Raw genomic sequence first — 18,954 nt, forward strand, 5'->3', positions numbered from 1 at the left:
TTGATTATGGAGCTGAGGCGTTCGGGCGGGTGCCCATCAGGCGCATCAGAATGGCAACGCCCAACCCCCAGAATCCGTTGAGTAACAGGCCGCCTGTCCAGGTCTGGGCGGTAACTTCCAGACCTTTGAGAGGAAACACCACGAGCATGGCGACTGCAGTCGGCGCCAGGGCGCCCAGCAGGATGTGTCCGAGCCAGAACCCGATTCCCGCCAGTCTCCCCAGGATCAACCAGAGCACCATTCCCCACAGGCCACCAAAGAAAGCCAGGGAGACGATTTGAGGGACGCCAAAAGGTGGTACCGGCGACATGTTGAATGGCTCATTGGGCACCATGCCTGCTAGGTAAAACACCATGAACAGTCCCTGGTGAAAAATCAGTGTTGCCAGAAATCCGGCTATAAACGCCTTGATCCAGACCATTGCTGGGTTCCTTTTATGATGAAGTTCCGCTAACCGATTGATTCTCCGAATATGACGCAACAGCTGCAAATCAAGGTAGCAGCTTTGTGCATTGCTTCCAGTTTCCGAGTTTCTTTCCGGGTCCCGTCGGCTCGGCCAATCGTTTGGCTTTCCGGTTGCTGCACACTGGCCGCTGACCCCGAAAACCAAGCTGGAGGCCTCCGTTGCTCATATTATTACTGGTTCTCAGCGTTATCCTGGTGCTGTTCAGCGGCTTTCTCTACTGGCAGATCCTTGAGCAGAGGAAAGTCATACGCCGGATCATGGAGCAGGACAGGATTGATGAATCCGGTGGCGATCCGGAACTGGTGCTTACGCTCAAAGTGATCGACCCGATTGCCGTCGCCAAGCGCGAATCCCGCTCTGCCCGCATGCTGGCCGACCGGTTGCCGGTCATGGTTAGCAAGATGGTGTACCAGGAAGTCATGAAAGAGCTCGAACAGGAGCTGCAGGAACGGGAAATCGACGTTTACATGCAGCTCGAATACCGCTGAGGTTCCGGGCATGGTAACTGAACTGCTTACGCTCCCTCTCCTGCTGGTCGCGGCCGTTGCGCTGGCGCTGGTTTTCAGGCAACTGCAGGTCTGCCGCGTTCTGCTCAGGCGGGTCAACACCCGCCGGGTAGCGGCCCGCAGTGCCATTCAGAAGCGCCGGATGGACCTGATGGAAGTCCGTAACCGGACGAAACTTCTGGAAGAAACTGTCTCCGGCGGTACCAGCGCCGTGGAGAAGGTGCACAAGACCCTTTCGAGCACCACATTCGGACTGATTGATCTGTTTTCAAGGGACGAGGACTTCAGAAAAAGTGCCAGGAAGGCCCGGACAACCCATGATCAGACCAGTAGCGAGATTTACAGCGCCGTTCGAACGACCAACCGGGCCCTGCACATCCTCGCGGATACCCTCATTATCAGTAAGGTCGAGAAACGCATCATCTCCCGCCACACCCGACGGCCCCGGAACAGCGACGACCACTCCGGGTAGGCCCGGCCAGCTACCAGGCTAGTTCGAACGAACCGTCAGGGGTCTTGTCCAGTGCGGTTCCCGAGTCCCGCAAGACCTCATTCAGCCGACCCTGCAGCCAGGCCGCCTCCGCCTCGTTGGCGTGGTTCAACCGGAACCGCTCCATGCGCATCGGGACCATATGAAGACTTTCCAGCAGACCGGTATCGGCATCAATCGTCGGCAGGTACAGCAGCGATAATTCCGGGCGGAATCCCTCGTAACCGCGAATGCCCTCATAGTCATTGATCAGGTCCCCGCAACCATAAAGAATCAAGCGGCCGTGCCACACCTCAATCCCGCGAGGATGGTGGGAGGAGTGTCCGTGAACCACATCCACACCAGCCTCCTCGATCAGCCGGTGGGCGAACAACCGCTCCTCGTCCTCCACGTAGTAGCCCCAGTTGCCGCCCCAGTGCACCGAAACCAGAACACGGTCACCCGGTTGCCTGGCCTGCTCGATGATCCGGGCGATTGCTTTGACCGACCGGTTGTCGGGACCCGGGAGCAGGAACACGCCACTGCGGCCGGGACCCGCCGCCCAGTCTTCGGGGATACCGCTGGACGACAGCCCGCACGCAACCACCAATAGCCTGCCTCCGCCGGTAAGCCGGAACGCTGCCGGAGATTGGGCTTCCGCCTCGTCCAGGCCGGCGCCGGGCGTGAGCAGGCCTGCGCCATGGAGCACCTTCAGTGTTTCCGCAAGTCCTTCCCGCCCCCAGTCGAGTACGTGGTTGTTGGCCAGGCCACACACGTCCAGGCGCGCCGCCAACAGACAGGCCAGGTTGTCCGGGTGCATTCGATAGTGGATTCCTTTGCCGGGCCAGGGCTTACCAGCGGTAGTGACACTGGTCTCAAGGTTGACGATACGTACGTCAGGGCTGAACCGGTCCAGCTCTGCCAAGGCATCACCCCAGATATAGTCACCGGCAACCTTCCCGGGAATCGGGCCGGCGTTCCTTTCAGCCAGGGCGACATAGTCCCGCGCATCGATCACACAGGGTTCATAAAGCCTCGGTTGTGAAGGAACGGGCATGATCTGGTCTATGCCTCTCCCGGTCATCACGTCACCGGCCAGAAAGAGTTTCAGCGGTTGCTTTTTCATCGTCCATCCATCAGCTATTGTCTATAAAGTAGACGATGAATGATCATTGGAGGGATCGCTCATGCTCGACGTCAACCCGGATACCGTTTGCCATCTGGTCCAGCTGGCGCGGGAATTTCATGCCCAGGAACAGGTCGTCATACCTACCGACTCCGGTGATGCCAGCGAAGACTGGCACGTCCAGATGCTCGCCTCCCACGCCGGAGATTCCACTCTGGAGGAGTTCCGCGCGGTGATTACCGACCTGGAACCGGACCAGCAGCAGCAAGTGGTCGCGCTCTTGTGGCTCGGCCGGGGCGACTACAGTCTTGAGGAATGGGAGGAGGCATTGGCCTATGCCTCGGATGCATCGAACGATACAACCGCCGATTACCTGATCGCCCACCCCCTGTTACCGGACTACCTGCTCGAGGGGCTGTCCCTGATGGGATATTCCTGCGACGAGTAACGCTTGCGGGTTTCCCGGAAAAGACAAACACTCGACTGCAACTTTGTGCAGGCAATAAAAAAGGCGCCCTGAGGCGCCTTTTTTACTAGCTTCTCAGAAAGTTACAGAACTTTCTTCAGCTCTTCTTCCAGCTGCGGAACCGCTTCGAACAGGTCCGCGACCAGGCCATAATCGGCCACCTGGAAGATCGGGGCTTCTTCGTCCTTGTTGATCGCAACGATCACCTTGGAGTCAGACATACCGGCCAGGTGCTGGATGGCACCGGAAATGCCCACGGCGATGTACAGCTGCGGTGCCACAATCTTACCGGTCTGGCCAACCTGCATGTCGTTCGGTACGAAACCGGCGTCAACAGCAGCACGGGATGCGCCAACAGCGGCACCCATCAGATCGGCTACCTGCTCCAGCATCTTGAAGTTGTCGCCGTTCTGCATGCCGCGACCACCGGAAACAACGATACCGGCGCTTGCCAGATCAGGACGATCGGATTTGGCCAGCTCTTCGTTTACGAACTGGGACAAACCGGCGTCTTTAACAACGTCCAGCTGTTCGACAGCAGCGGAGCCACCTTCGCCAGCAACCGGATCAAAGGCCGTGGGACGAACCGTAACCACCTTGATGCTGTCACTGGATTTCACAGTGGCAATGGCGTTACCCGCGTAGATCGGGCGAACGAAGGTGTCCTCGGATTCAACACGCATGATGTCGGAAACCTGGGCAACGTCCAGCAGCGCAGCAACACGCGGCATGAAGTCTTTGCCCACGGTGCCAGCGGCGGCCAGGATGTGGCTGTAGCCCTTACCTACTTCGGCAACCAGCTCACCCAGGTTTTCACCCAGGAAGTGACCATAAGCTGCATTATCGGCAACCAGAACCTTGTTCACGCCCTCGGCCTTGGCAGCAGCTTCGGCAACGGCACCACAGTTCTCGCCGGCAACCAATACGTCGATGTCACCGCCAATGGCCTTGGCAGCCGCTACAACATTCAGGGTAGCCTGCTTCAGGCTGCTGTTGTCGTGTTCAGCAATTACCAGGATGCTCATTTAGATCACCTTCGCTTCGTTCTTCAGTTTATCGACCAGCTCAGCTACGTCAGCCACCTTGACACCCGCCTGGCGCGCGGCCGGGGCTTCGACTTTCAGGGTGGACAGGCGCGGTGCAACATCAACACCCAGGTCGGCCGGGCTCATGTTGTCCAGCGGCTTCTTCTTGGCCTTCATGATGTTCGGCAAAGACGCGTAACGCGGCTCGTTCAGACGCAGGTCAGTGGTGACAACCGCCGGCAGGTTCAGGGAAACGGTCATCAGACCACCGTCTACCTCGCGGGTTACGTTGACCTTGTCGCCCTCAACAACCACTTCGGAAGCGAAGGTGCCCTGACCCATACCGGTCAGCGCGGCCAGCATCTGGCCAGTCTGGTTGTTGTCGGAATCGATGGACTGCTTGCCGAGAATAACCAGCTTCGGCTCTTCTTTCTCAACAACAGCCTTCAGCAGCTTGGCCGCTTCGAGAGACTGGACTTCTTCGTCGGTCTCGACGTGGATACCACGGTCAGCACCCAGGGCCAGAGCGGTACGGATTTGCTCCTGTGCAGCCTTCGGGCCGATGGAAACCACCACGATTTCACTGGCAACACCCTTTTCTTTCAGACGAACCGCTTCTTCAACAGCGATTTCGCAGAACGGGTTCATTGCCATCTTGACGTTGGCGAGGTCAACACCGGTGTTGTCCGGCTTGACGCGCACCTTCACGTTGTAGTCGATAACTCGTTTTACAGCGACCAGAACCTTCATAGATTCCTCGTTCTTCTACGATGGGTTTAATGACTCGCAGTCCCCGCGGAGCCTGCCGAAATTCAGTGCGCACTAATAATGGAGGCAATGGTCAGCAGAATCAATAGCCTCAAACGACGCGCCGGGACTGCTTTAAAAGCCAATTCGACGGTGTTGACCCGGATTGGCAATGAGACGATACTAAAAATCGACTCAAAACACACGATATTTCGGTGTACACGTACAATGCCAAAGCTTACGGAGAATTTCAAACAAACGTTTGTTTGATTTCTCAAATGCGGTATGCTTTCGGTTAAATTGGCCGGGTTATTCGGCTTGGGGCAGTCGTCTATAGGCATTTTTACCGGTATGATGACGCCCCTGTTAATCGGCCTGCGGGCAAACAATATCCAATAGAAGCTGTTTGAGGAGACCAACGTGGAACGCGAATCGATGGAATTTGATGTTCTGATCGTCGGCGGCGGCCCTGCGGGCCTGTCGGCAGCCTGCCGCGTCATGCAACTGGCGCAGGAAGCCGGCGAAGAACTGACCGTATGCGTGGTGGAAAAAGGGTCCGAGATCGGTGCGCACATCCTCGCCGGTACCGTATTCGAGCCCACCGCCCTGAACGAACTCTTCCCGGACTGGAAAGAGAAAGGCGCTCCCCTGAACACGCCGGTCACCCGGGATGACATCTTCCTGCTGAAGAACCAGGAAAACGCCACCAGGATCCCGAATGCCTTTGTGCCCAAGAACATGCACAACCATGGCAACTACATCATCAGTCTGGGCAACCTGTGCCGCTGGCTGGCCGAGCAGGCCGAGCAGTTGGGTGTTGAGGTTTACCCCGGCTTCGCCGCGGCCGAAACCATTGTTGAAGATGGCCAGGTCAAGGGCATCATCACCGGTGACATGGGCGTGGCCCGTGACGGTTCCGAGAAAGATGGCTACATGCCGGGCATGGAGCTGCGCGCCAAGTACACCCTGTTCACCGAGGGTTGTCGCGGCCACCTGGGCAAGCGCCTGATCAACGACTTCAAACTGGACGAAGGCAAGGATCCGCAGCACTACGGCATCGGTATCAAGGAGCTGTGGGACATCGATCCGGCCAAACACGAACCCGGCCTGGTCATCCACACCACCGGCTGGCCGCTGAACGAGTCCGGCTCCACCGGCGGTTCCTTCCTGTACCACCTGGAAAACGGCCAGGTTTACGTGGGCCTGATCACCGATCTGTCCTACAGCAACCCGCACCTGAGCCCGTTCGAGGAATTCCAGCGCCTGAAGCTGCACCCGGAAATCAGCAAGTACCTGGAAGGCGGCAAGCGCGTGTCCTACGGCGCCCGCGCGATTTCCAAAGGTGGCTACAACGCGCTGCCGAAGATGAGCTTCCCGGGCGGCCTGCTGCTGGGCTGTGACGCCGGCACCCTGAACAGCTCCAAGATCAAGGGCTCCCACACCGCCATGAAGTCCGGCCTGCTGGGCGCGGAAGCGGTATTCGAAGCCCTGAAGGAAGGCAAAAGCGGTGAGGAAATCACCGGTTTCCAGAAGCGTTTCGAGGAGAGCTGGCTGTACAAGGAGCTCTATGCCGAGCGTAACTTCGGACCGGCCATGCACAAGTTCGGCAACGTGGTAGGCGGCGCCATCGCCTTCTTCGAGCAGAATATCCTGCGCGGCAGCCTGCCGATCACCTTCCACGACACAACTCCGGACTACGCCACCCTGAAACCGGCGTCCGAGGCCAAGAAGATCAGCTATCCGAAGCCGGATAACAAACTGACCTTCGACCGCCTGTCCTCGGTGTTCATTTCCAACACCAACCACGAGGAAGACCAGCCGGTTCACCTGAAGCTGACCGATTCGGATATTCCGCTGAAGGAAAACCTTCCGAAATACGACGAGCCCGCGCAGCGCTACTGCCCGGCCGGCGTATACGAAGTCGTCGAAGCAGAAGACGGCAGCGGCAAGAAATTCCAGATCAACGCCCAGAACTGTGTTCACTGCAAGACCTGTGACATCAAGGATCCTGCCCAGAACATCAACTGGGTGACCCCGGAAGGGGGCGGCGGCCCGAACTATCCGAACATGTAAGGCTCGGAGTTCGATGTGAACAAGGGTCAGATGAAAGCGTTCATCTGACCCTTTTTTGTGCCCGAAATTTGGGAGGGGTCTGAGGCGTGAATGACTCCGGGGTCTGAAGAAAGCCTTCTTCTGACCCCATTTTCAAACTACCCCTTCCTCTCGGGCACAAAAAAACGGCCCACAAGGGGCCGTTTTTTTTCGCAAAGGCGGGGGCGGGCCTTAAGTTGGGGTCAGATGAAAGTGTTCATCAGACCCCGCTGCCATGAGGCCCGGATCCGGGGGAAGGCTCTAAGTTGGGGTCAGATGAAAGTTTTCATTAGACCCCGTTGCCATGAGGCCCGGATCTGGGGAAGGCTTTAACTTGGGGTCAGATGAAAGCCTTCATCTGACCCCGTCTTCACCCTCGCCCCGCCTTCAGGCGCGACTTCAGTGCACGTGGCCGTGCTCTTGCTCTTCTTCAGTCGCGTCGCGGGTCTCGACCACTTCCACGTCGAAGTGCAGGGTCTGGCCAGCCAGCGGGTGGTTGGCATCGATGGTGACGGTCTCGTCGCCAACTTCCACTACACGAACGATCTGGGGGCCGCCCGGAGTCTGTGCCTGGAACTGCATTCCCGGCTCGATGGTGTCAACGCCTTCGAAGGCGGAGCGGGGAACCGGCTGGATCAGTTCTTCGTTTACTTCGCCGTAGCCTTCTGCCGGCTCAACGGAAACCTTCACCTGATCACCAGAGTCCTTCTCGGTCAGCGCGGTTTCCAGACCACCGATGATGTTCTGTGCGCCTTCCAGGTAAGTCAGCGGCTCACGACCTTCTACACGGGAGGAATCGAGTTGCTCTCCCTGGTCGTTGGTGAGGGTGTAATGAATGGTAACAACACGAGGTTGGGCCATTTTATCTCCTTGCGTGTCGCAATGACTGCATTTATGAATTAAGGCAATCGAAAGTGATCATGAACAGCCGGACTGCACAGAGGTACTAACGACCACCGGGCCTCGTTAGAGAGCCAGGCTCGATAACAAGTAAGAAAACATAGTCTAACAAGTGACAGGTTGCGTTTTCTACCGTGATTGATGGGGGCAGGCCGGAGTTTTTCAACCACCCTGCCCGACTTTCCAGAACTTTCCGTGACTCATCACGCCGTAAACCGTTTCGCCGGCATCTTCAGTGTCGATGACAAGGTCCGCCAGCTCATAGAACGCCGCGGTGACAATCCGGGCCTCAACACCGTGACGAACTTTGATGACCGGTCTTGGCTCGCCCGAGTCGGGATACTGTCCCACTTCCAGCGGATGCTCATCGCTGATTTCGAGGGTCTCGCCAACATTGGTGGTGAGACTGAGCACCTGATCGTCCCCGGTGCCATCCACTTCCAGAGAATGGGCCAGCAACGGTGTATCCTCTACCTGGATGCGCCACTTCTCCACTGGCGTGACCAGGTAGAACGCCCCGTCTTCCTCCCGCCGCAGGATGGTCGAGAACAGCCGGACAATGGCCTCGCGGCCCAGGGGCTCGCCCCTGAAGATCCACTGTCCGTCCCGGCGGATCACCATATCCATATCCCCGGACAGTTCCGGGTGCCATTGATCCAATGGCGGCAACCCCGGCTTCTTGACGGTCTCCTCGACTTCTTTGGCGAGGGTTTCCGGATTCTTGTTCATGACTCGGTGCCTCCTAGAGTCCACGCATCCATTCTTCCCGCAGAGGTGCGGCGCCGGGATTGCTGATTGCGAGGTTGACCTGGTCCAGCAGTTTCGGCTTGTCGCGGCCGAGGATACCCTTGAGCACCAGGTAGTTGGAGGCGTGATCACTCCGGAACACCGTCTTCTCCAGCTCAAGATGCTCCAGAAACAGTCGGATCTCCTCAAACAGCCCCTGCTGGGACAAGGGGACAAAATCATCCCCGAAGCCGGCGCGGAAGCGCTCCTCGCCCTGGGGGAAGCTTACCACCAGGGTCGAAAGGTAATCGGGCTGGGTTTCGTTGCAAAGCAGCGCCGTGTTGATGGCATGCTGCCGGGACAAAACCTCACCACCCAGACCATTCAACACCATTACAGAGCTGGTCAGTCCCGCTTCCCGGATCTTGACCAGGGCCGACCGGGTGGACTCCCAGGTTTCACCCTTGTTGACCCGACGAAGCACCTCGTCATCACCGGATTCCATGCCAACGTACATGATAGCCAGTCCGGCTTCCCGGAGTTCCGCCAGCTCCTCGACACTCTTCCTGGCCAGGTTTCGGGGCAGGCAGTAACTGGAAACCCGCTGCAAATCCGGGAAAGCGGCCTTGAGGTCAGCAAGAATCTCGAGCAAACGGCGGGTGGGCAGAACCATGGCATCACCGTCGGCCAGGAATACCCGCCGGACGCCGCCCAGGGATTTGGCCGCGTTCCCGATATCCCTGCGAATGTCCTCCGGTTTGCGGGCCCGGAACTTCTTTTGCGGCTGGGTGTACATCTCACAGAACGTACACTTGTTCCAGGAGCAACCGTTGGTCACCGGCAGTATCAGGGATTTGGCCTCACTCGGTGGACGAAACACCGGCTCGACATAGTCGATGGGAAAGCTGTACATAGGCGCTTCCGAAATCAGAAAGTGTTTGTGGGTAAGATCAGGGCAAAAACTGGGCTTTCAAGTCCGCGCAACCCGGCCCGACCACGGGCATGTCCAGACACAGTGCCTGAGCAGTCATGAAGGGAATGCCACGGCGGTGACCATCCACCAACAGGGTGGACAGGCTGCCGACAAAAGGCATATGAGAGACGATAAGCAGCCGGGATTCCCGGACTTCCAGCAAGGCATCCAGGCAGGCACCCGGATCATCATCCGGGGTGATGAAGTCCCTCTCGTCAATCCGGCAGTTGAGTATCTCGGACATGATGCCCGCAGTCTGGCGGGCCCGGACATAGGGGCTGCTCCAGATAAGGGACGGCCGCCAGGGAGATTCCGCGATACGGTGAGCGACCGCTCCGACCCCTTCCCGACCGGCTTCCGTCAGTTCCCGCTCCTGGTCCAGAGTGTGCCAACCGGCCTCGCCGTGGCGCATGATGATCAGTTGCACGGGAACCTCCGATCCTTCCGGTTACTGGGTGATGGTGCGGGGCAGGATGAACTCCACGTCGGAATTCTGGACTGCCATCATCAGGCTGTTGATCACCGCCTTGATCGATGCCGTACCATAGAGGATTTCGTAGAGTCCGCGCACCAGCGGCATATAGATGCCGATGGCCTCGGACTTCTCCTTGACCAGCTTCAGGGTATAGATACCCTCGGCCACCTGCCCCAGTTCCTTCACGGCATCATCCAGGTTCTGGCCTTTGCCGACCGCGTAACCGACCCGGAAGTTACGGCTCTTGGAGGAAGTACAGGTTACGATCAGATCGCCTACGCCGGCCAGACCCATGAAGGTCATCGGATTGGCACCCAGGCTCACGGCGAAGCGGCTCATTTCCGCCAGCCCTCGGGTGATCAGCATGGCCTTGGCGTTTTCGCCCATATCCAGTGCCGAGGCAAGGCCTGCAACAATGGCATAGATGTTCTTCAGTGCCCCGGCCAGCTCCACGCCATAAACATCCACGTTGGCGTACACACGGAAATACTCGCAGCCGAGGAGGTCCTGAACGGTGCGGCGCACATCCGGATCCTTGGCGGCGATCACTGTGGCCGTCAGGTCCCGGGCGGCAATTTCCGCCGCCAGGTTCGGGCCGCTCAGCACCCCGATCTGGCAGCGGGGAATTTCCTCCTGCAGGATCTCGCTCATCAGCTTGAAGCCGTGCTCCTCGATACCCTTGGTAAGGCTGACCACGATCTGGCCATCGCGGAAATCGTTGCTGTGCTCACGGATAACGGCCCGGAAAGCCTTGCTGGGGATAGCGACAAAGACAACTTCTGCCTTGCTGACTGCGTGGACAAGATCGGTCGTGGGCTCGATGTCGCCCTCGAGTTTGACACCTGGCATATAGCGGCTGTTGATGCCGGTTTTGCGGATTTCGTCGGCCTGGGCCTGGTCCCGCATCCAGAAATGTACCCGGTGGCCGTTTTCACCCAGTACCTTGGTCATGGCGGTTCCGAAACTGCCGCCGCCCAGTACTGCAACGTCATGTGGCGGGTTCTGGGCCCCTGAATCGCGGGAGGCGTTGGTATCAGACATAATCATTCCGTGTTGTTATCGGATCAGCCGTGCTCTTCGCATTCCAGAGCACGCACCAGATTCTTGAACTCTTCCCGGTTCTTCCGGTTCATGCCCATCAGCACCTTGTGGGCGTCGAGAACCTTGTCGCGAACCTGCTGTTCGCTGGCCTTAAGTACCGGAATCTCTTCCAGTTCCTCAATTCGGGAGGCGGGTTCCCGGACAATGATGAAAATCTTGTCGAACCCCATGGAGGTAATGATGCGGGTAATATCGGGATTGGTGGAAATCAACGTTGGCAGGAAATGACTCTGTTTCTGAGCGGCCATGGCGATCTTGGCGAGCAGACCGAGGGTGGTGCTGTCGATGATCTCGGTCTCGGTCAGATCGATAACCACGGTCTTGAACTGAGGATCCTGGGTAATGGACTCAACGAGATTGTCCAGCGTCGAACAAAGGTTCAGCCGGATTTCACCGATAAACTTGAGGACATAGATGCCCTGTTGTTCAGCTTGCAGGATCTTGTAACCAGCCATGTTTCACACTGCCACTATTTAGGGGACGTGCTGTCTGACCTTTTAATGGTATCAGTTACCGATACGATAGCGATATCGTCCGGAAGTTCTGTTATGCCGTCCAGACTCAGCGCCTCGTTGAGAGATGCGATAGTGTGACTACCTCCCGATACGAGTTCAAGTAGCGTCTTCTCCTTTTCATCAAGGGATTTGGCCCGGATTACCTCCAGAATGCCATCGGAAAACAGCAGAAGCCGGAACGGCTTGTCGAGCGCTACCTCATAAACTTCCCACTGGGGCTCCTCGAACAGCCCCACCGGGAGGCCGCTGCCTTCCAGGAAAGCGGTATTTCCGCCCTCGAAGGACAGGATCGGCATCGGGAAATGGGCACCCACAGCGTACCGGAGCTTGCGCTCGGATTCGGAGATAATCCCCACAAACACCGTCACATGCTTGCCCAGCCCGGTGTCCAGCAACTCCGAGTTGATTCGTTCCAGGAAGCGCTCCGGATACAGGATGTCATCACTGGATTGCCGCCGGAGGTTTCGCTGCAACCGGTTGGTCAGGTTCTTCAGCAGCACGGTCACAAAGGCCGAACTGGCACCGTGGCCGGATACATCGGCGATGTAGACCAGTAACTTGTCTTCTGAAATCCGGAAATAGTCGAGAAAATCGCCGCTGAGGTACAGGGAAGGCTTGATCAGGTGGTCGACATGGAGCCCGCCCATCATCTGTTCGCGGTCCGGTAACATCCGCAGCTGGACCTTGCGCCCTGCCCTCTGGTCGGCTCTGAGTTCGGCAATGCCGTCCCGCAGGTCCCGATTCGCCTCTTCCAGTTCCTGGCGATAGAGCTGATTCAGCCGGTTGACCCGGACCCGGTCCAGCAACTTGCCGATCACGTCATCGAGAGCGCCCTTGTCGTCACTGCACGGCTTGAGCACGAAATCGGCGGCGCCCGCACGAAGGGCGCTCACTACATCGGCACTGGATTCGGTGCTGCAGCAGGCAACAATCGGGGTGAAAGTCTCGGATTCCTCGAGCCTGCCGGCCAGATCCCGGATGGCCCCGGGACCCAGGTCTGCAAAGATGACATCCGGAGTGTTATCGTCAAACAGGCTCTTGGCTGCAGCCACGTCGGGAAAGCCGGTTACGTAGAATCCGCGCGCCTCAAGATAACGTGAGAGGTCGGCACGGGCCTTTTCATCGGCGTCAATAATTAGAATGCGCTCTGTGCGCGATGCCATGGCTGTTGCCCTAAACTACCATCGATAAACGATAAATTGGCTTGATAAAGCCTATTCTGGCACGACCCTGTGATATAACAAGGCCAGTTTCGCGAATTGGGGAGAATCCTGACCATGAGACGTGCGGTAAACGATTTACTCGGGGCTTATGACAAGCTGATCATGGATCCGGTTCACGGCGGGATTCCCTTATACCGGCATGAGATACAGGTCATCGACCATCCCCTGTTCCAGCGCCTGCGCAACATCTGCCAGAACGATATCCTGAGCCTGGTATTTCCCGGCGCCACCCATTCCCGCTTCCTGCACAGTGTTGGGGTGATGCATGTGGGCACACGGATGTTCCGCTCGATGATCGATGCCTACCTGCGGGAGCGCCAGCTGAGCGAGCAGACTGATCTCACCCTGAGCCAGCTCGATGCCATCGATTACCTGGCCAAGACCATCCGCCTCGGCTGCCTGCTCCACGACAGCGGGCACTCCAGTTTCTCACACCAGTTCACCCAGGCCCGTCGTATCCGCGAGCTGATGTCCCGGTCGGACCGGTTCCGCAACCTCTGGACCGGCGTGGATTTCTCCCAATACCACAGTGAAGAGCCGGGAGAACTCGAACACGAACACTACTCGGTGCGGGTTGCCCACGAGGTGCTGTCTGCTGTTGATCTGGAAGCGGCCGGACTGGATCGCAGGGATGTAATCGGCATTATGGAGACCACCGACGTACGACCAAGCGAGACCTTCCGTCGCCACTCGGAAACCTTCTGGAACTTTATCGCCGGAGACGAGGCCCAATCCGGTTCCATGCCCGACGAGAACATTCCGGGTCTGGTCATGGACCTGCTTTCTTCGATCGTATCCGGGGAAATCGACGCGGATCGCGCAGACTACATGCTTCGGGACGGTTTCCATTCCTCGGTGACGATCGGTGGCCTGAACCTGGATCACCTGCTGACCAACTTCCGGTTCGGCTGGGACGTCTCCGAGCCCTGGCTGGGCCTTGCCATAACCCACAAAGGCCTCGGCGCCCTGGAGGACTTTGTCTATAGTCGGCACCAGATGTACCGGAAGGTCTACGCCCACAAGACGGCGCTCGGCTTCGACTGGCTGCTCCGGGAGGCGATCAATGAGGTTCTGGAGGACCAGGAGAATTTCGAATGGATCGACATCTGCCTGAGTGACATGCGCTTTTTCGCGGAGCTGACGGACAGCTTCTTCTGGGAGGCATTCCGCAAGGTCGCACGCCGAAGCCCCCAGAGTTACTCCTTCTGCATCGTGAACCGGGTGAAGCTCGATCACCTGGACACCCGGGAGGATCTCAGTGAAAAGGGAATTGCCCGCCATAGCGAGTGGCTGGCCCGGGAGCTGGGTCTGAACCCGGCGCACGTGGTGACCTGCTCCATGCGCGCCCGGTTTTCCAACATCCAGGACAACTTCAACGGCATCAAGGTCCTGGTGCGGGACCCGATCAACCGGACGCGGTCACTGCGCAAGATCACAGAAGTGAGTGCGTTCTTCAGCAAATTCAGCGACGGCACCATCACCCATTTCTACACCCGGCCGAATATAACTCTCGGGCCGGTTGAAGGCATGACGGAATAGCCGGCTCAGGCACCCATGGCTTTTACCAGCCCGCTGGCACTGTTGAAGGCGCCTTCAACCCGGCCACCATCGAGCCAGTCGCCGGCCAGACCGATGCCCAGCTGCTCGAACCACAGGTGGCCCGGGAAATTCTCGCCTTCGGCGCGGGCATAGAGCCAGCGGTGCGGCACCAGATCGTCCGGCCGGGCATCAGAGCCGATGAGTTCCCTGAATGCCGTTACCAGCTCTGCCCCCACCTTTTCCGGCGATGCATCCACGTGGGCCCTGGTCCACTCCGCATTCCCGTGCAGGACCCACCATTGCCCGGAATCTTCACGACCGGGCTTGCTGGAATTGTTGGCGACCCAGTACAACACCGGATGCTGGCAGCGGATGCCGTCAAATCCGGGGTCCAGAGGGTGGCTGAAATGCGCCGCCACCGCCCAGCAGGGAGCCACGGTCGATACCGATTGCTCCAGCCGGCCGGCAACCTCCTCCAGACCACTGGCCTGCATCAGATCCACGGCCTGGGCAGGCGGTGCGGTCACGACCACCCGGTCAAAGCGGCCCACCATGTTGCCCCCGGTGTCGACCAGTTCCCACTGACTGTCTTTACGGGTCATTCTTTCGATGCGGGTCTCGGTGACCAGCTCAACATGGGCCGACAGTGCCCGACTGATGGCGGTCATGCGGGGAGTTCCGACATAGCGCTCTTCCTCCGGGAAAGGTTCCCGGCGTCCGTCCCGGTGCTGGAACACCAGGCGCCCCTGCCAGCTGGTGAAACTACTATCCCCCGCATACCGGGTCAGGAAATCCAGAAAAGCCGGGTTTCTGGCGGTGAAATACTGGGCGCCAATATCTGCAGAGCTTCCGGGCACCCGTTTTGCAGCCAGACGGCCACCGGGTCCGCGGCTCTTTTCGAATACCGTGACTGACTGGCCCTGTTCCTTGAGCAGGATCGCCGCAGTCAGCCCTGCGATCCCTGAACCGATGACCGCAGTACAGCGTATAAGGTGTCTGTCGGGTGCTTCATTAAACATCGTCTTTGGTGCATCCAATTTGAGTAACGATTACGTAAAACCTCTCGAGCGTTGAGCGATGCTTCGCCGACTTGGTTTCACACAGAAGTAAAAGGGCAATCAGGGTATGACCCGAGTGCAACACTGGTTTATAAACATTCTGAGGTGGTTCGACTCTGACGCGGGTTCGGATCACATCGACACGAGCTCCCGCTCCTTCAATTTCATCCGGGTGGTGCCATTCATTTTGCTGCATCTGGTATGCCTGCTGGCATTCTACACCGGGGCGAGCGCGTTCGCCGTCGGCTTTGCCGTGGCCTTTTTCCTGATCCGCATGTTTGCCATCACCGGTTTCTATCATCGTTACTTCGCCCACAAGACCTTCAAGACCAGCCGGCCGGCACAGTTCATCTTCGGTTTGCTAGGCGCCAGTGCGGCCCAGCGTGGCCCGCTCTGGTGGGCGGCCCACCACCGCCATCATCACCAGCACTCCGACCGGGAGGAAGATCTTCATTCCCCCCATCATGGCGGCTTCTGGTGGTCACACGTGGGCTGGTTCACCTGCGATGCCGGCTTTGCCATGGACGAGAGACGGGTGCGGGACTGGCTGAAGTTCCCGGAGCTGCGCTTCATCAACCGTTTCGACTCGCTGGTGCCGGCCCTCGCGGCGGTGAGCATCTATGGCCTTGGTGAGGTTCTGGCGGCCTTTGCGCCCTCCCTCGGCACCAATGGTCTGCAGCTGCTGGTGTGGGGCTTCTTTATCTCCACCGTGATGCTCTTCCACGCCACTGTCTCGATCAATTCCCTGTCCCACGTCTGGGGCAAGCGCCGCTTCGACACCAATGACGACAGCCGCAACAATTTCTGGCTGGCCCTGATCACCCTGGGTGAAGGCTGGCACAACAATCACCACCGCTGGCCCCAGTCGGTCCGCCAGGGCTTCCGCTGGTACGAAATCGACATCACCTGGTACGGGCTGTGGGTGCTGTCCCGTCTCGGCATCATCTGGGATCTGAACCCCATACCGCAGCACATTCAGGAGGAAACCCGCAAGCTCGATGCGATCAGGAGAATGCAGTCATGAGCACAGCCTCAGCAATTGAAGTAGGTACAAAGAATTCGGCCGTTCCGGCGACGATCGAACACTTCAAGGCTCTGTTCAACGAGCTGGACAAGGGAAACCTGAACAAACTCCAGGCGGTCTATAGCGAGGATATCCGGTTCCAGGATCCTTTCAATCAGGTTGCCGGGCTTGATGAGCTGACACACTACTTCGCGGGTGCCTACAAGAACGTCATTTCGTGCAGGTTCGAGTTTGAACCTGCCGTCGCCACCGGCGCCTCGGTCGCGCTGCCGTGGGTCATGAAACTCCGCCACAAGCGGATTCGTGGCGGTCGAGAAATCTCGGTGGATGGCATCAGCCACCTGGAGATCGAAGATGGCCGGGTCAGCTTTCACCGGGACTATTTTGATGCCGGCCAACTGCTTTACGAGAACCTGCCGGCTCTGGGGCGGATCGTCCGGTGGATAAAAGGGCAAGCCGGATGAGTACGCGATTGCAGGGACCGTCCAATATCTGGATCACCGGCGCCAGTTCCGGAATCGGCGAAGCGCTGACCCGATCCCTGGCCCGAGGCGGGCACCACCTGGTAGTCACAGGACGCCGCGCAGAGGCACTGGAAAAGCTGCGCGAACTGGCGCCCGAGCGGGTCACGCCGGCAGTGGCTGACACCACCAGCAAGGAGGAGCTTGCCGCGATCGCCGCAGAACTTGATTCGGACAAACCTCTGGATATGGCGATCCTAAACGCCGGGACCTGCGAGTATCTGGAGATCGACCAATACAGCAGTGACGTGATCGAAGCGAATATCGTGACCAATGTGCTCGGTACCGCCCGTTCGCTGGACATCGCCCTGCGCGCTCTGCGCCGCACCCGGGCAATGGGCCGGCCGGCTACTCTGGTCATTGTCAGCTCTTCGGCCTGGTGGTTTCCCTTTAGTCGGGCGGAAGGTTACGGTGCCTCCAAGGCGGCACTCAGCTACTTTGCCCACTCGCTGAGGGCCGACCTGGCCGCCGAGGGCATCGACGTTGTGGTGGTGTCACCCGGATTCGTGAAAACACCACTCACCGACCGCAACGATTTCCCCATGCCCTTCCGGATTTCCGCTGAAGACGCCGCTGAGCGAATCGTCAGCGGCCTGGCCAGGGGCCAAAACGAGATAGCTTTTCCCAGACGCTTTACCTGGATGCTGAAGATCCTGGGCTCTCTGCCGGGGGCACTGGTTGACCGTATGGCCGCCAACATGGCGCGCAAGAGTTCTGATCAACAGGAAAAAACCGAATGACCAACGAACGTCAGCGTATTGCTGTCATTGGGGCCGGCGTCTCCGGCCTCACCGCGGCCTGGAAGCTTGCGGAGAAACACGATGTTCAGCTGTTTGAAGCCGGCGATTATGCCGGTGGCCACACCAACACCGAGCAGGTGGAATCCGGCGGCCGTACCTGGCCGGTCAATACCGGCTTCATCGTCTACAACGACTGGACCTACCCGAACTTCATCAAGCTGATGGACCGCCTGGGGGTTGCCTCCGAAGTCAGCGACATGAGCTTCAGCGTGGATTGCCCGTCCACGGGACTGCAGTACAACGGCACCAGCCTCAACACCCTGTTCGCCCAGCGCAAGAACCTGATGAACCTGCCGTTCCTGCGCATGATCCGGGAGATCCTCAGGTTCAACCGGGAGACTCGCCAGGATCTGTCCGAGGGCAACATCAGCGATGCCGAAACCCTGGGGGAATATCTGAACCGCAACGGCTACTCGCGCTATTTCCGCAACTACTACATCGTGCCCATGGGCGCGGCGATCTGGTCGGCGCCGGAAATTGTCCTGGAGCAGTTCCCGATCCGGTTTTTCCTGCAGTTCTTCAACAACCACGGCATGCTGTCCGTGGATGACCGGCCCACCTGGCGCGTGATCAGTGGCGGCTCCGCCGAGTATGTGAAGAAAATGATGGCACGGATCGGCGACCGCACCCATCTGAACAGCCCGGTCAGTGCCGTGCGTCGGCATGAAAACGGTGTGACCGTCGAGGTGAACGGCCAGAGCCACGAATTCGATCAGGTCATCCTGGCGTGCCACAGTGACCAGGCGCTGGCGATGCTGGCCGATCCCACCGATCAGGAGCGTGATGTCCTGGGTGCCATCGCCTACCAGAACAACGACGTGGTGCTGCACACAGACAGCCGTTTACTCCCCGCCAACCGTCGGGCCTGGGCGGCATGGAACTACTTCATTCCGCAGCACAGCACCCAACCGGTGTCAGTCACCTACAACATGAACATTCTGCAGAACTTCCACGATGCCCGGGAAACCTTCTGCGTGACACTCAACCGCAGCCAGGCTGTTCATCCGGACAAGGTCATCAAACACTTTGAATATGCCCACCCGGTTTTCACCCTGGAGGCGGTCGCCGCACAGCAGCGCTACGAAGAGATCGGCAACCGTAACCGCACCCATTTCTGCGGTGCCTACTGGTTCAACGGCTTCCACGAGGACGGCGTGCGCAGTGCGGTTCGGGTACTGAATGATTTCGGGATGGAGATCTGAG

Annotated in this window: 21 protein-coding genes; 9 read left to right on the forward strand and 12 right to left on the reverse strand. The window is 58.7% G+C overall.

Going from position 1 to position 18,954, the window contains the following annotated elements:
* Positions 1–4: 4 nt before the first annotated feature.
* Positions 5–421 (reverse strand): hypothetical protein, encoded by a 417-nt coding sequence (locus ACQUTG_RS07390; RefSeq protein ID WP_428918791.1) that lies wholly within the window; start codon positions 419–421, stop codon positions 5–7.
* 203 nt (positions 422–624) lie between these two features.
* On the opposite strand from ACQUTG_RS07390, the gene ACQUTG_RS07395 reads away from it, so the two are divergent.
* Both ACQUTG_RS07395 and ACQUTG_RS07400 read left to right on the forward strand, forming a co-directional pair.
* On the forward strand, positions 625–954 hold the full coding sequence (locus tag ACQUTG_RS07395) for a hypothetical protein (RefSeq protein ID WP_428918792.1): 330 nt from the start codon (positions 625–627) through the stop codon (positions 952–954).
* Between the two features lie 10 nt (positions 955–964).
* On the forward strand, positions 965–1,444 hold the full coding sequence (locus tag ACQUTG_RS07400; protein WP_428918793.1) for a hypothetical protein: 480 nt from the start codon (positions 965–967) through the stop codon (positions 1,442–1,444).
* Between the two features lie 10 nt (positions 1,445–1,454).
* Here ACQUTG_RS07400 and ACQUTG_RS07405 read toward each other — a convergent pair whose 3' ends face one another.
* Positions 1,455–2,567, reverse strand: a complete 1,113-nt coding sequence (locus ACQUTG_RS07405) for a CapA family protein (RefSeq protein ID WP_428918794.1) — start codon at positions 2,565–2,567, stop codon at positions 1,455–1,457.
* A gap of 61 nt (positions 2,568–2,628) precedes the next feature.
* On the opposite strand from ACQUTG_RS07405, the gene ACQUTG_RS07410 reads away from it, so the two are divergent.
* Entirely contained in the window at positions 2,629–3,015 is a 387-nt protein-coding gene (locus ACQUTG_RS07410; RefSeq protein ID WP_428918795.1) for a DUF3775 domain-containing protein, read from the forward strand.
* 101 nt (positions 3,016–3,116) lie between these two features.
* Here ACQUTG_RS07410 and ACQUTG_RS07415 read toward each other — a convergent pair whose 3' ends face one another.
* On the reverse strand, positions 3,117–4,058 hold the full coding sequence (locus ACQUTG_RS07415; protein WP_113864172.1) for an electron transfer flavoprotein subunit alpha/FixB family protein: 942 nt from the start codon (positions 4,056–4,058) through the stop codon (positions 3,117–3,119).
* Entirely contained in the window at positions 4,059–4,808 is a 750-nt protein-coding gene (locus ACQUTG_RS07420) for an electron transfer flavoprotein subunit beta/FixA family protein (RefSeq protein WP_092005995.1), read from the reverse strand.
* A gap of 417 nt (positions 4,809–5,225) precedes the next feature.
* On the opposite strand from ACQUTG_RS07420, the gene ACQUTG_RS07425 reads away from it, so the two are divergent.
* Positions 5,226–6,878: an electron transfer flavoprotein-ubiquinone oxidoreductase gene (locus ACQUTG_RS07425; protein WP_428918796.1), complete on the forward strand. Its 1,653-nt coding sequence runs from the start codon at positions 5,226–5,228 to the stop codon at positions 6,876–6,878.
* 417 nt (positions 6,879–7,295) lie between these two features.
* Here ACQUTG_RS07425 and ACQUTG_RS07430 read toward each other — a convergent pair whose 3' ends face one another.
* From ACQUTG_RS07430 to ACQUTG_RS07460, 7 genes are all read right to left on the reverse strand, one after another.
* Positions 7,296–7,757 carry an FKBP-type peptidyl-prolyl cis-trans isomerase gene (locus ACQUTG_RS07430; RefSeq protein ID WP_372985353.1) on the reverse strand — a complete coding sequence of 154 codons (462 nt, stop codon included), beginning with the start codon at positions 7,755–7,757 and terminating at the stop codon, positions 7,296–7,298.
* A 201-nt stretch (positions 7,758–7,958) separates the two neighbouring features.
* Positions 7,959–8,525 (reverse strand): DUF1285 domain-containing protein, encoded by a 567-nt coding sequence (locus ACQUTG_RS07435; protein WP_428918797.1) that lies wholly within the window; start codon positions 8,523–8,525, stop codon positions 7,959–7,961.
* 13 nt (positions 8,526–8,538) lie between these two features.
* Positions 8,539–9,435 carry a radical SAM protein gene (locus tag ACQUTG_RS07440; protein ID WP_428918798.1) on the reverse strand — a complete coding sequence of 299 codons (897 nt, stop codon included), beginning with the start codon at positions 9,433–9,435 and terminating at the stop codon, positions 8,539–8,541.
* 37 nt (positions 9,436–9,472) lie between these two features.
* The gene (locus tag ACQUTG_RS07445; RefSeq protein ID WP_428918799.1) at positions 9,473–9,922 is read right to left on the reverse strand and encodes a SixA phosphatase family protein; all 450 of its coding nucleotides are present in this window, start codon (positions 9,920–9,922) and stop codon (positions 9,473–9,475) included.
* A gap of 21 nt (positions 9,923–9,943) precedes the next feature.
* Positions 9,944–11,011 carry an NAD(P)H-dependent glycerol-3-phosphate dehydrogenase gene (locus ACQUTG_RS07450; RefSeq protein WP_428918800.1) on the reverse strand — a complete coding sequence of 356 codons (1,068 nt, stop codon included), beginning with the start codon at positions 11,009–11,011 and terminating at the stop codon, positions 9,944–9,946.
* Between the two features lie 23 nt (positions 11,012–11,034).
* Positions 11,035–11,526, reverse strand: coding sequence for an STAS domain-containing protein (locus ACQUTG_RS07455; RefSeq protein ID WP_092005975.1), 492 nt, complete (start codon positions 11,524–11,526; stop codon positions 11,035–11,037).
* 14 nt (positions 11,527–11,540) lie between these two features.
* Positions 11,541–12,749, reverse strand: a complete 1,209-nt coding sequence (locus tag ACQUTG_RS07460; protein ID WP_428918801.1) for a PP2C family protein-serine/threonine phosphatase — start codon at positions 12,747–12,749, stop codon at positions 11,541–11,543.
* Positions 12,750–12,863: 114 nt separating this feature from the next.
* Here ACQUTG_RS07460 and ACQUTG_RS07465 point away from each other — a divergent pair, with 114 nt between their 5' ends.
* Entirely contained in the window at positions 12,864–14,348 is a 1,485-nt protein-coding gene (locus ACQUTG_RS07465) for an HD domain-containing protein (RefSeq protein WP_428918802.1), read from the forward strand.
* 5 nt (positions 14,349–14,353) lie between these two features.
* Here ACQUTG_RS07465 and ACQUTG_RS07470 read toward each other — a convergent pair whose 3' ends face one another.
* Positions 14,354–15,367: an NAD(P)/FAD-dependent oxidoreductase gene (locus ACQUTG_RS07470; RefSeq protein ID WP_428918803.1), complete on the reverse strand. Its 1,014-nt coding sequence runs from the start codon at positions 15,365–15,367 to the stop codon at positions 14,354–14,356.
* A gap of 106 nt (positions 15,368–15,473) precedes the next feature.
* On the opposite strand from ACQUTG_RS07470, the gene ACQUTG_RS07475 reads away from it, so the two are divergent.
* From ACQUTG_RS07475 to ACQUTG_RS07490, 4 genes are read left to right on the forward strand one after another with little or no spacing between them, the layout of a single operon-like run.
* Positions 15,474–16,430, forward strand: a complete 957-nt coding sequence (locus ACQUTG_RS07475) for an acyl-CoA desaturase (RefSeq protein WP_428918804.1) — start codon at positions 15,474–15,476, stop codon at positions 16,428–16,430.
* A complete protein-coding gene (locus tag ACQUTG_RS07480) occupies positions 16,427–16,894 on the forward strand; it encodes a nuclear transport factor 2 family protein (protein ID WP_428918805.1) in 468 nt (155 codons plus the stop codon). The genes ACQUTG_RS07475 and ACQUTG_RS07480 overlap by 4 nt, the downstream gene beginning before the upstream one ends.
* Positions 16,891–17,691: an SDR family NAD(P)-dependent oxidoreductase gene (locus ACQUTG_RS07485; protein WP_428918806.1), complete on the forward strand. Its 801-nt coding sequence runs from the start codon at positions 16,891–16,893 to the stop codon at positions 17,689–17,691. The genes ACQUTG_RS07480 and ACQUTG_RS07485 overlap by 4 nt, the downstream gene beginning before the upstream one ends.
* Complete coding sequence (locus ACQUTG_RS07490) at positions 17,688–18,953, forward strand: NAD(P)/FAD-dependent oxidoreductase (protein ID WP_428918807.1); 1,266 nt, start codon at positions 17,688–17,690, stop codon at positions 18,951–18,953. Before ACQUTG_RS07485 ends, ACQUTG_RS07490 begins: the two co-directional genes overlap by 4 nt.
* The last annotated feature ends 1 nt before the right edge of the window (position 18,954 follow it).

It is taken from the genome of Marinobacter sp. DUT-1 (assembly GCF_050379415.1).
GTDB lineage: Bacteria > Pseudomonadota > Gammaproteobacteria > Pseudomonadales > Oleiphilaceae > Marinobacter.